The sequence below is a fragment of the Bacillus velezensis genome, assembly GCF_001461825.1.
Taxonomy (GTDB): Bacteria; Bacillota; Bacilli; order Bacillales; family Bacillaceae; genus Bacillus; species Bacillus velezensis.
The window spans coordinates 765,867-778,073 of the sequence record NZ_LLZC01000012.1; the positions used below are offsets into that span (position 1 = coordinate 765,867).

11 protein-coding genes are annotated in these 12,207 nt (G+C 45.6%); 9 read left to right on the forward strand and 2 right to left on the reverse strand.

All coding sequences use genetic code 11. The features are described from left to right. From panD to AR442_RS07920, 9 genes are all read left to right on the forward strand, one after another. Nucleotides 1-384 (forward strand): aspartate 1-decarboxylase, encoded by a 384-nt coding sequence (gene panD, locus AR442_RS07885; protein ID WP_003153510.1) that lies wholly within the window; start codon nt 1-3, stop codon nt 382-384. A 121-nt stretch (nt 385-505) separates the two neighbouring features. After that, nucleotides 506-3,292: an ATP-dependent DNA helicase DinG gene (gene dinG, locus AR442_RS07890; RefSeq protein WP_053284889.1), complete on the forward strand. Its 2,787-nt coding sequence runs from the start codon at nt 506-508 to the stop codon at nt 3,290-3,292. 147 nt (nt 3,293-3,439) lie between these two features. After that, a complete protein-coding gene (locus tag AR442_RS19895; protein WP_003153512.1) occupies nt 3,440-3,610 on the forward strand; it encodes a YpmA family protein in 171 nt (56 codons plus the stop codon). A 9-nt stretch (nt 3,611-3,619) separates the two neighbouring features. Next, nucleotides 3,620-4,105, forward strand: coding sequence for a cell wall elongation/penicillin-binding protein regulator TseB (gene tseB / locus AR442_RS07895; protein ID WP_022553042.1), 486 nt, complete (start codon nt 3,620-3,622; stop codon nt 4,103-4,105). 22 nt (nt 4,106-4,127) lie between these two features. Next, complete coding sequence (locus tag AR442_RS07900; RefSeq protein ID WP_007612190.1) at nt 4,128-5,309, forward strand: pyridoxal phosphate-dependent aminotransferase; 1,182 nt, start codon at nt 4,128-4,130, stop codon at nt 5,307-5,309. Nucleotides 5,310-5,443: 134 nt separating this feature from the next. After that, the gene (gene asnS / locus AR442_RS07905) at nt 5,444-6,736 is read left to right on the forward strand and encodes an asparagine--tRNA ligase (RefSeq protein ID WP_003153515.1); all 1,293 of its coding nucleotides are present in this window, start codon (nt 5,444-5,446) and stop codon (nt 6,734-6,736) included. Between the two features lie 94 nt (nt 6,737-6,830). Continuing rightward, nucleotides 6,831-7,529: a DNA replication protein DnaD gene (gene dnaD / locus AR442_RS07910; protein ID WP_003153516.1), complete on the forward strand. Its 699-nt coding sequence runs from the start codon at nt 6,831-6,833 to the stop codon at nt 7,527-7,529. Between the two features lie 18 nt (nt 7,530-7,547). Continuing rightward, nucleotides 7,548-8,207, forward strand: a complete 660-nt coding sequence (gene nth, locus AR442_RS07915; RefSeq protein ID WP_007612187.1) for an endonuclease III — start codon at nt 7,548-7,550, stop codon at nt 8,205-8,207. After that, nucleotides 8,204-8,695, forward strand: a complete 492-nt coding sequence (locus AR442_RS07920; protein ID WP_022553044.1) for a YpoC family protein — start codon at nt 8,204-8,206, stop codon at nt 8,693-8,695. The genes nth and AR442_RS07920 overlap by 4 nt, the downstream gene beginning before the upstream one ends. Before the next feature lie 77 nt (nt 8,696-8,772). Here AR442_RS07920 and AR442_RS07925 read toward each other — a convergent pair whose 3' ends face one another. Together AR442_RS07925 and recU are read right to left on the reverse strand one after the other, a co-directional pair. Continuing rightward, nucleotides 8,773-11,556 carry a PBP1A family penicillin-binding protein gene (locus tag AR442_RS07925; RefSeq protein WP_053284888.1) on the reverse strand — a complete coding sequence of 928 codons (2,784 nt, stop codon included), beginning with the start codon at nt 11,554-11,556 and terminating at the stop codon, nt 8,773-8,775. Between the two features lie 38 nt (nt 11,557-11,594). Beyond that, complete coding sequence (recU, locus tag AR442_RS07930; protein WP_014418235.1) at nt 11,595-12,203, reverse strand: Holliday junction resolvase RecU; 609 nt, start codon at nt 12,201-12,203, stop codon at nt 11,595-11,597. Nucleotides 12,204-12,207: the final 4 nt, after the last annotated feature.

Sequence of the window (12,207 nt, forward strand, 5' to 3'; positions counted from 1 at the left end):
ATGTACCGCACTATGATGGCCGGAAAACTGCACCGCGCTACCGTGACGGAAGCCAATTTAAACTATGTCGGCAGTATTACGATTGATGAAGATCTTTTAGATGCCGTCGGAATGCTCGCTAATGAAAAAGTTCAGATTGTGAATAATAACAACGGAGCGAGACTTGAAACGTATATTATTCCCGGTAAGCGGGGGAGCGGCGTCATCTGTTTAAACGGAGCTGCCGCCCGTCTCGTCCAAGAAGGAGATAAAGTCATTATTATTTCTTATCAAATGATGTCTGATCAGGAAGCAAAAAGCCATCAGCCGAAGGTGGCCGTACTGGATGATCAGAATAAAATCGAGCAGATGCTGGGCCAGGAGCCGGCACACACGATTTTGTAAAAGAGCCCCCTTCATGGGGGTTTTCTTTTAAGATTTAGGGGCAAAAGCTGTTTTTTGGCTCCATTTCTCAACAAAACGTGTTACACTTTTCTCGTATGCAAGAATTGAGGTGTCCATTTTAATGAACAAACAACGGTTCGTTGTCATAGATGTCGAAACAACAGGAAATTCGCCGAAAAAGGGCGATAAAATCATTCAAATCGCAGCGGTTGTCATTGAAAATGGACAAATAACTGAGCGGTTTTCAAAATATATCAATCCGAATCAGGTCATCCCGCCGTTTATTGAACAGCTGACGGGAATTTCGTCCGGAATGGTTGAAAATGAACTGCCGTTTGAAGCGGTCGCAGAGGAGATTTTTCATCTGCTTGACGGCGCGTATTTTGTTGCCCACAATATTCATTTCGACCTCGGATTTGTCCGGCATGAACTGAGCGAAGCGGGCTATGAGCTGCCGGATTGTGAAGTGCTTGATACGGTTGAGCTTTCGCGTATTGTTTTCCCGGGGTTTGAAGGATATAAGCTCGGTGAGTTGTGCGCGGAGCTGAATATTGTTCATGACCGCCCTCACCGCGCAGACAGCGATGCGGAGGTTACGGGACTGGTCTTTTTAGACATTTTACATAAACTGAAACATTTGCCTTTACCGACGTTAAAGCAGCTTAGAAGGCTTTCACAGCATTTTATCAGCGATTTGACGCTGCTTTTGGATTCTTTTATACATGAAAGCAGGCCGGCGGAAGAAAAGAGCTGCATTCCATACGCCTCTTTTTCAATCAAAGAGCCCGATCACATTCCGGTTTCCCGTCCGGTGAATGCGGCCATTGACCTTGAAAAGTGGAACGAAGAAAAAGAACAGATCTTATCCGATATCATCCCCCGCTATGAAAAGCGGAAAGGGCAGCTTTCGATGATGGATGAAGTGCTTGGCGCCTTCCGCAATCGGGAGCATGCGCTGATTGAAGCGGCGCCCGGCATCGGAAAAACGATCGGTTATCTCGTTCCGGCTGTTTTATTTGCCAAAGCGGAACAAACTCCCGTGATTATCAGCACGTACTCTACTCTTTTGCAGCAGCAGATCATGTCTAAAGATCTTCCGCTTTTGGAGCGTATGTTTCCTTGGCCGGTCAAAGCCGCTATTTTAAAAGGGAAATCACATTATCTGTGCCTGCCTAAGTTTGAACATATTCTGCATGAGGAAGATGACAACTATGATGCGGTTTTGACGAAAGCACAGCTTCTCGTCTGGCTGACGGAGACTGAAACGGGCGACGCCGCTGAGCTGAATCTTCCATCAGGCGGCAGATTGCTGTGGGAGCGCATGGCTTACGATGAGAATTCTTTTTTGAAAAAAGGGAAGGACTCGGCTGCCGGGTTTTATGAACGGGCTAAAGAAAAAGCACAGGCTGCAGATCTGATTATCACAAACCATGCTTTGCTGTTTTCAGATCAAAGCAGTGAAACGAAAAAACTGCCTGCAAGCGGAACGGTCATCATTGATGAAGCGCATCATTTCGAACGCGCTGCCAGCGAGCACCTCGGGAAGAGAGCTTCATACATCGGACTGCACACAAAGCTCAGCCGAATCGGAACTTTAAAGGAACACGGACTGTTAAAGCGGATGAGAAAACTGTTTTATACGTATGAACTGCCGGCGGAAAGTTTTTTTGACGCCGATGAGTGGATGAAGCATATTCAATCGGAAAGCGACGCATTTTTCAGTTCAGTGCATTCTTTTGTCAAACGAAGAAAACCTAAAGACGATCTGAACCGTCTCGTCTATAGTCTCAATCATAAAAGCCAGGATAAAGGGTTTCACATGATAACGGACGGAGCGGAGCGGCTTTGTGCGATGCTGGATCAGCTGCTTGACATGTTTTCAGTACAGGAGAAACTGTTACATCAAAAGCTTGATCAGATGAAAAGCGGAGCGGCTTTTTTAGCGGCCGAATATGTAAAGTGTATCAGGGGGCTGAAAGAATATCGCGATACGTTCAGCAGGCTGCTGTTTGAAAATGATGAGAAAGAAGCCGTTTGGGTTGAAATTGATGCGAAGGGCGCAAAAAACGCCGTCAGCATCTATGCGCAGCCTTTGGAGCCCGGTGAAATGCTGGCAGACCAGTTTTTCGCCCGCAAAAAAAGCGTTGTGCTCACATCAGCGACCTTAATGGTGGAGCAGTCTTTTCAATTTATGATTGAAAGGCTCGGACTTGCGGATTTTTATCCGCGCACCAAAAGCATCCCGTCTCCTTTTTCTTACGATGATCAGATGAACGTCATCATTCCGAAAGAGATGAAATCCGTTAAATATGACGGGGAGCGGGAAGTCATTGAGCATATTGCCAAGTATGCGGAAATCATGTCAAAGGGAAAACAGCCGAAGATCCTTGTCCTGTTTACGTCTCATGATATGCTGAAAAAAGTGTATCAGGAACTGAAACTCAGTATGGAGATCTCAGGCATTCAGCTTCTCGCCCAAGGTATTTCGGGCGGGAGTCCCGGTAAATTAATGAAAACTTTTAAAACGGCAAGCCGGGCGATTTTGCTCGGGACGAATCATTTCTGGGAAGGCGTTGATTTTCCGGGGGATGAATTGTCAACCGTCATGATCGCAAGGCTTCCTTTCAGGGCGCCTGACAATCCGCTTCATGCCGCAAAATGCGAATTTGCCAAGAAGCAGGGGAAAAATCCGTTTCAGACGATTTCCCTGCCTGAGGCCGTGTTAACGTTCAGACAGGGGATCGGGCGCCTGCTCCGTACGGCGGGAGACAAGGGAACAATCGTTCTTTTAGATCAGCGTGTAAAGACGGCGGGATACGGACGGCTGTTTCTTGAAGCGCTCCCGACTTCATCCCTTTTGGAGCTGACGGATGCCGAACTCGGGGCTTATGTCAGCCAAACGGAATAAAAGCCGCATAAACGCGGCTTTCGTGGTGTGGGATGAGGAATTGTTTTTATAGTAAAAGCGGGTTCATGCCGCCTTGTGATTTTATTATGCCGCGGGCGCATCCCGTTATGACTAACAAAATTTGTTCGACCGATGGAGGGTATAAAAATGGAAAGTAAAATTGAAATTCTGTCAACGATTAATGTGGAGCATTCAGATGATTTATATAAAATCGTCGATACATTAAACCGGACTTTGAAACGGGACAATCTGATGTTCGGCCTTGCGCTCGACGAAGAAAATCAAAATGAAGCGGTCTTCACCATTTATCGTACATAGGTGAAAAAGATGAGAAAAAAAGCATTAATATTTACAGCCGTATTTGGTATTATTTTTTTAGCAGTTCTTTTATTTTCGGCCGGCATTTTTAAATCTGCAATGGCTCAAAAAGAAGAAGGCCACGAAACAGCTGCCGCAGCCGCTAAAGAAAAAACGGATCTGACAGATGCTGAGAAAGTGGAGACCTTTGTCGGCAAACAGAAATATTATGTTGTTACCGGAACGGATAAACATGGAAAAGATATGTATGTATGGGTTCCGGCCGACAAAAAAGCAAAAATCCTCTCAAAAAAAGCCAGTGACGGCATTTCAAGCGGCAAGGCTGCCAAGATCGTTCGGGACGAAGGGCTTGTTTCCAAGCTGAATGGCGTTCACCCGGCGAGAGAAAACAATGTTCCGTTATGGGAAGTGACCTATATCAACAAAAGCGGGCAGTATAGCTTTAGCTATGTGGACTTTACAAGCGGCAAGATTCTCAAAAACATCACACCGTGAGACGTATTAGGGGGAGTTCAAGTTGAAATTGGCAAAAAGAGTATCCGCATTAACACCGTCTGCAACACTTGCAATTACTGCAAAAGCGAAAGAGCTGAAAGCAGAAGGCCATGATGTCATCGGCCTCGGAGCAGGAGAACCGGATTTTAATACGCCTCAGCACATTATAGATGCCGCGGTGCGTTCCATGAATGAAGGCCACACAAAATATACGCCTTCAGGCGGTCTGCCGGCGCTGAAAGACAGTATCGCAAAAAAATTCAAAAACGATCAGGGGATTGAATATAAGCCGTCAGAAATCATTGTCTGCACCGGAGCGAAACACGCTCTGTATACATTATTTCAGGTCATTCTTGATGAAGGGGACGAAGTGATTATACCGACTCCTTACTGGGTCAGCTACCCTGAGCAGGTGAAACTGGCAGGGGGGCGTCCCGTCTATGCAGAAGGGCTGGAATCCAATCAGTTTAAAATTTCACCGGAGCAGCTGAAGCAGGCTATCACCGAGAAAACAAAAGCGCTCATTATCAATTCACCGAGCAACCCGACAGGTGTTATGTATACGAAAGAAGAGCTTGCGGAACTTGGAAAAGTGTGTCTGGAGCATGGCATTCTGATCGTTTCCGACGAGATTTATGAGAAGCTTACATACGGAGGAAAAAAACACGTCTCAATCGCACAGCTTTCAGATGAATTGAAAGAGCAGACGATCATCATTAACGGCGTTTCGAAATCTCACAGCATGACGGGCTGGAGGATCGGCTATGCGGCGGGTTCGGAGACGATTATTAAAGCGATGACGAGCCTTGCGAGCCACAGCACATCAAATCCGACGTCCATCGCTCAATACGGCGCTATTGCGGCCTATAACGGTCCGGCTGAGCCGCTGGAAGAGATGAGACAGGCATTTGAGCACAGACTGAACACCATTTACGCTCAGCTCAGTGAAATTCCCGGATTCACCTGTGTCAAGCCTGAAGGGGCGTTTTACTTGTTCCCTAACGCCAAAGCGGCCGCAGAAAACTGCGGATTCAAAGATGTCGATGAATACGTCAAGGCGCTTCTGGAAGAAGAAAAAGTCGCCATCGTGCCGGGCTCGGGCTTCGGCTCACCGGACAACGTCCGTTTATCTTACGCAACGTCACTTGATCTTTTAGAAGAAGCGGTCGAAAGAATCCGCCGCTTCACGGAAAAACACAGCTGATTCTGAAAAAGCGGCTTTTAAAGCCGCTTTTCACTTGCATTGACCCCGTTAGAGTAGAACGGGTATAATAAAGTGATGAAAAAAGAGATTCAGGCAGATTCCTGAATGTCTTTCTTGTTCTGGAGGGAAAGAGTTTGAAAACAACAATCAACCAAGTGTATAAACACACAGGCGAGGAAGTAACGATTGGAGCTTGGGTCGCTAATAAACGCTCAAGCGGTAAAATCGCATTTTTACAGCTGAGAGACGGTACCGGCTTCATTCAGGGAGTTGTCGTCAAAGCTGAAGTAGAAGAAGACATCTTCCAAATCGCGAAATCAGTGACGCAGGAAACGTCACTTTATGTAAAAGGAATTGTGAAAGAGGACGAGCGTTCACCGCTTGGCTATGAGCTTGCTGTTACATCCATTGAAGTCATTCACGAAGCGACTGATTATCCGATTACGCCTAAAGAGCACGGTACGGAATTCTTAATGGATCACAGACATTTATGGCTCCGTTCGAAACGCCAGCACGCAATTATGAAAATCCGCAACGAAATCATCCGTGCGACTTATGAATTTTTCAACAAAGAAGGCTTCGTGAAAGTTGATCCGCCGATTTTGACGGGAAGCGCTCCGGAAGGCACGACTGAGCTGTTCGCGACGAAATATTTTGATGAAGATGCCTTCCTGTCTCAAAGCGGCCAGCTGTATATGGAAGCAGCTGCAATGGCGCTCGGAAAAGTATTCTCTTTCGGACCGACGTTCAGAGCGGAAAAATCGAAAACGAAACGCCATCTCATCGAATTCTGGATGATTGAGCCTGAAATGGCATTTGTTGAATTTGAAGAAAACCTTGAAGTTCAGGAGAATTATGTTGCATACATCGTGCAAAGCGTGCTGGAACATTGTAAGATCGAGCTGAACACATTAGGAAGAGACACATCGAAGCTTGAACAAATCAAAGCGCCATTCCCGCGCATTACGTACGATAAAGCGATCGAATTCCTGAAAGAAAAAGGCTTTGACGATATTGAGTGGGGAGATGACTTCGGTGCGCCGCATGAAACAGCGATCGCAGAAAGCTATGACAAACCGGTGTTTATCACTCATTATCCGACGTCATTAAAACCGTTTTATATGCAGCCTGCCAAAGATCGTGACGATGTCGTGTTATGTGCCGACTTAATCGCTCCGGAAGGCTACGGGGAAATCATCGGCGGTTCAGAACGCGTTCATGATATGGATTTATTGGAAGAAAGATTAAAAGAACACGGTCTGGATTCAGATGCTTACAAATGGTATGCTGAACTCAGACAATACGGTTCTGTTCCGCACTCCGGCTTCGGCCTTGGACTTGAGCGGACAGTGGCTTGGATCAGCGGAGCGCCTCACGTGCGTGAAACGATTCCGTTCCCGAGACTTCTGAACCGTCTGTATCCGTAATAGTTATGAAAAACGAAGTCTCCTGCAAGGGAGACTTTTTCTAAGTAAAGGGGAAAGCTCCCGGAGATAACCTTTTACAGTAAGAGGTGTAAGGATGAAAAAACAGCAATTTATAGATATGCAGGAACTCGGCATTTCAAGCATTCCCAACCTGCTGCTGACACATTACCGGCAGCTTGGGCTGAATGAAACCGAATTGATCCTGCTTTTGAAGATTAAAATGCATTTGGAAAAAGGCTCTTATTTTCCGACGCCGTTTGAACTTCAATCAGGCATGTCCATCTCTGCTGAAGAATGTACAAGCTGCCTGAGAATGTTTATTCAAAAAGGTTTTCTGTTTATTGAAGAATGTGAAGACCATAACGGCATAAAGTTTGAAAAATATTCTCTGCAGCCGTTATGGGCGAAGCTGTATGATTACATGCAGCATTCACAAAACGAAACGCAGGAAAGAACGTCAGAAAGAGAACAAAAAAGCCTGTATACCATCTTTGAAGAAGAGTTCGGAAGACCGCTGTCGCCGCTTGAATGCGAGACGCTGGCCATATGGCAGGATCAGGATCAGCATGATGCGATTCTGATTAAACACGCCTTAAAAGAAGCCGTTTTATCGGGGAAACTCAGTTTTCGCTATATTGACCGGATTTTATTTGAATGGAAAAAGAACGGCTTCAAAACGGTTGAGCAGGCGAAGGCGCACAGCCAAAAATTCCGGCGTGTTCAAACGAAACAAAATGATCCGCAAAAAGAGTATACGAGGCAGGTGCCTTTTTACAATTGGCTGGAACAATAACATGAGAAGGGGAGAAACGTGTTAAATTTAAAGCAGATTGAATATTGTCTTGAAAAAATCGGCGATATGTTTCCGCACGCAGAATGTGAACTTGTCCATTCAAATCCTTTCGAATTGGTTGTGGCAGTCGCATTATCCGCGCAATGTACGGATGCTCTCGTCAACAGAGTGACAAAAACGCTATTTCAAAAATATAAACGGCCCGAAGATTATCTTGCCGTATCGCTGGAAGAACTCCAGCAGGATATTAAATCAATCGGCCTGTACCGTAATAAAGCCAAAAATATTCAAAAGCTGAGCAAAATGATCATCGAAGAGTACGGCGGAGAAGTGCCGAAAGACCGGGATGAGCTTGTGAATCTGCCGGGTGTCGGACGGAAAACGGCAAATGTGGTCGTGTCTGTTGCTTTCGGCGTACCTGCGATTGCAGTAGACACTCATGTGGAGCGGGTCTCTAAACGGCTCGGTATCTGCCGCTGGAAGGACTCTGTTTTGGAAGTAGAGAAAACATTAATGAAAAAAGTGCCGAAAGAGGATTGGTCTGTTACGCATCACAGATTAATATTTTTCGGCAGGTATCATTGTAAAGCGCAATCTCCCCGCTGTGCGGAATGTCCTTTGCTTCCGCTATGCAGAGAAGGGCAGAAGCGTGACAAAAAAGGGCTGGTGAAACGGTGACGGCGATTGACATTCTGGCAGGCTATGAAACATACCTGCGCAGCCTTACGGACTTGGAAAGCCACGAGATCAAAACGGCGCTGCGCCGCCATCCGCTGTATATGGATTTCAGCGGTCAGCCAACAGTGCAGCCATGGAGGGAAAGGGGCGAATATGTCCCGTTTCTGTTTCAGATTTGGAACGAAACGAAAGAAACGCTGCTTCCCGTTTTTCAAACAAGAAAATCGAGATGTGATCAAAATGACATGCTGAAGGGAATTGCCTGTCTGATTGCCGCTTTTCACTGGACGGCAGGGGAGCGGGTTACATCACTCGACTGGACTGTGCTTGAAACAAAACATTTTCCCGCCGAACCGATCAATTGGGCGGAGCGAATGGCGTTTATTTTAACGAAACCGACTCAATTTCACTCGTTTATTCAGCTTGATGAATTGATGACGGAGATGAAGAAGCAATATCATAAACATGAAGCCATGAACAAATGTTAAAAACCTCCTTTTCTCATAAGGAGGTTTTTTTGTATGAAAAAAATCCTTCACCTGTTTGAGGTGAAGGATTTCGTCCGCTAATGAGCGGAATTTGACTGGATGGTTGACGAATTGGACTGCCCGTTGATATTTGAAGATGAGTCTTGGTTTTTGTCCGTTTGACCGCTGTCAGGTTTATTTGTGCCGTCTGAACCGGAATCGGAATCATTATCAGAGCCGTTATCTTGCTGTCCGTTGTTATCCGTCCCGTTACCGGGCTGATTCTGATTGTTGTCATCCGTTTGATCCTTATCGGATTGATCCTGATTTTTATCTGAGTCATCAGTGGGTGTTTGATCCGATCCGTCAGACGTATCTGTCTGATTGTCATCTGTGTTTGAATCATCGGTTTGCGTCTTGTCTTTATCTTTATCTTCATCAGACTTCTGTTCATCGTCAGTCGCTTTATCTTTATCTGCATCGTCTTCTTCATCTTTCGGGACTTTGAAAGATGCTGATGCCGTATCGCTTTTTCCGTCATCGTTTTCCGCTGTCACCTGGAAGCTGTATGTGGAGCCTGGCGTGACATCTGAGACGACGGCTTCTTTTGCCGAACTGTTTTGAATGTCACTGTAGCTTCCGCCGTCAACGGATTGTTTGACATTGAATGTTGCATCACCGTCATAATCCCAGCTTAAGGTTAATGATTTTTTATCTTTGTCGTATTTCACTTGCAATCCTGTCGGTTTATCGGCTTTTTCTTTCGTGTACGTTTTAGAAACGGCAGTTGGCTGCGTTCCTTTCACGAAGTACTCCGTCACTTTTTTATCATCCGGTGTATTCGGTCCGGCTAAAGCGGCAGGATTCGAGCCTTTCTCAACCGTTTCTTTGACGACGCTGTCAGGCTGCTTGAAGCTTCCTTTACCGTCATCAACGTATGAGATCAGCTTTTGGAAAATCCGTTTTGCGACTTGCTGGTCAGCAGAAGACAGTGATTTCTTACCTGCTTTGTTGCCAGACTCAACTCCGGTCCAAACCGCTGCTGTATATTGAGGGGTGTATCCGACAAACCATGAGTCTGGGACTCCGCCTTGTGCGATATTATATTTTTGAATGTCCTCTTTAGTAAAGTTAGTGGTACCCGTTTTACCGGCGACTTCCACGTTCGGTACTTGAGCTAGTCTGCCTGTTCCTGACTGCACGACTGTTTTGAGCATATCGGTAATCATGAATGCCGTGTAATCGCTCATAGCACTTTTCGGTTTCGGTGTTAAATCAAGCTTAGTGCCGTCATTAAATTCAATCGATGTGACCGCATGCGGTTCATTGTACGTTCCGTTATTTCCGAAAGCGCTGTAGGCGCCCGCCATTGTCATAGTAGATACACCGCGGTTATCCTGACCAAATCCTCCGATCGAATAAGATTCGGTTACACTCTCTTTGTTTAATCCTAGTCCTAAGTCATTTGCGAAGTCGACGGCATTATCTTTACCGGCTGCTTGATATGCTTTCAGAGCCGGAATATTACGCGAGTCTGAGAGGGCCTCTCGCATTGATATCATATTTCTGTATTTATTGTCATAGTCGTGAATCGGAGTGCCGTCAGAGTACGTATAAGCCGAGTCGTCAATCTGCTCATACGTCGACCATTTTTTATTTTCAATAACCGGGCCGTAATCAAGGATCGGTTTTATCGTTGAACCGGGCTGGGTTTTACCTTGTGTTGCATAATTGAATCCCCCGGCAGTTCTGTTCCTGCCTGCTCCGATGGCGCGGATTTCTCCGTTTGTCGTATCAAGGAGCGTGACGCCGCCCTGCATGCCTTCGGTAAATCCGGCTGTGTCGCCGTTCATCAATTGATCAAGATAATCTTGTGCTTTCGTATCAAGAGTCGTATAAATTTTCAGTCCGTCAGTTGAAATATCGACGTCTTTCTTTTCTTTTGTCTCAATTTCTTTCATAACTTCTTCGACAAAAGCGCTGTATTTATTTGTGTCCTTTTTATCGTATTCCTTTTGGCTGACGACGCCTTCATCTTTCATGGACACTTTCTTTGCTTTTTGGTATTCAGAATTTGAAATGAATCCTTGTTTTTCCATTAAGCTGAGAACAATGTTTCGGCGCTTTTCGGAAGCCTTCGGATTTTTAACCGGGTTATATCCGGTCGGGCTTTGCGGCATTCCGGCAAGCGTTGCCGCCTGTTCAACCGTAAGCTTGCTCAAGTCTTTTACGCCGAAGAATTCTTCAGCCGCTTTACCGACGCCATAGGCACGCGGTGAGAAATAAATTCTGTTTAAATACATTTCTAAGATTTCATCTTTAGAATAATGGCGCTCCAGCTGCAGTGAAAGCCACACTTCCTGTGCTTTCCGTTTAATCGTTTTCTGATGGGTCAAAAGCGAGTTTTTCACAACCTGCTGGGTGATTGTGCTTCCTCCCTCTGAACCGAATCCATCCGTAAAGTTTGCGACCAAGGCGCCTCCGATCCGGATCGGGTCTATACCGTGGTGCTTATAAAAACGGGCGTCTTCAGTTGCGATAAATGCTTCTTTCACAACATCGGGTATATCCTTAATCGGGACGTAGGTTCGTTTTTCACCGCCCACTTCCGCGATTTCTTTGCCGTTTTTATCGTAAATCGTTGAAGAGTAAGGCGTTTTCAGCTTGGCTTCGTCTAAAGAGGGCGCGCCGGAAACCAAAACGGCAAATGCCGCCGCTCCGCCGACTATGCCAAGGACAAACAGAATAACCAAGGACAGCACAATCTTTTTGAATAAACCGCCTTTACGCTGTTTCTTGCCTTTTTTCGGTGAAGAGGGCTTAGTGCTTTTCGTCTGCCTTGCCTTACGGCGTTCTTCACGGCTCATAAATTGATCTGACATAACATCTCAACCTTTCGTTTATCAACCTTTCGCTCAGTCTACTGTTCCTGCGAAAAATAAAGCTGTTCAATAATACTAATATAATCAATTCTCGGTGAGTATCCAAGGGAAATCGGAAAGGAAGCATCTTCTAATTCGTCTTTGCGAATCGATTTTCTGCCGTTCTTCTCCTTTCTGTCCCAAAAGACAAACAGCTTGTCGGCTTCGAGGAAATAAACCTTTCCGAAAGCGGATATAATAACAAAACAAATGCCGTCTTGCCTGACCACCTGCTTCATATGCTCAATCTGATGATCATGAAAATTCTGCAGGGGAAATGCCGTTTTGTTTTTTGTTTCTTTTGCCTCAAAATCAATGTAGCGTCCTTTATAAATGCCGTTGTAGTCAGTTGTTGAAGACTGTTTAAAATAAGCTTCCTTAATGACTGCGGCGCTTCTTTTCGGATAGTGGACGTTTACAATCTGGACGGGTGTCGGCTTTTTGTGAATGACAGCAATTTGGTTAGCCAGATAATACTTATTCGTTTCATTCAGGTCGTCTTCGAGGGTCATGCCGCGATTACTGTATGAATGGGTCCGTTTCTGGCTGTTTTGGGATGAAACCGTTTTGTTCGGCTGAAAAGTTTTTCCATTCGGGTACCGAATCACTTTT

Coding starts and splice junctions, on each gene's coding strand:
- panD (WP_003153510.1), top strand. CDS start 1: ATGTACCGCACTATGATGGCCGGAAAACTGCACCGCGCTACCGTGACG.
- dinG (WP_053284889.1), top strand. CDS start 506: ATGAACAAACAACGGTTCGTTGTCATAGATGTCGAAACAACAGGAAAT.
- AR442_RS19895 (WP_003153512.1), top strand. CDS start 3,440: ATGGAAAGTAAAATTGAAATTCTGTCAACGATTAATGTGGAGCATTCA.
- tseB (WP_022553042.1), top strand. CDS start 3,620: ATGAGAAAAAAAGCATTAATATTTACAGCCGTATTTGGTATTATTTTT.
- dnaD (WP_003153516.1), top strand. CDS start 6,831: ATGAAAAAACAGCAATTTATAGATATGCAGGAACTCGGCATTTCAAGC.
- AR442_RS07925 (WP_053284888.1), bottom strand. CDS start 11,556: ATGTCAGATCAATTTATGAGCCGTGAAGAACGCCGTAAGGCAAGGCAG.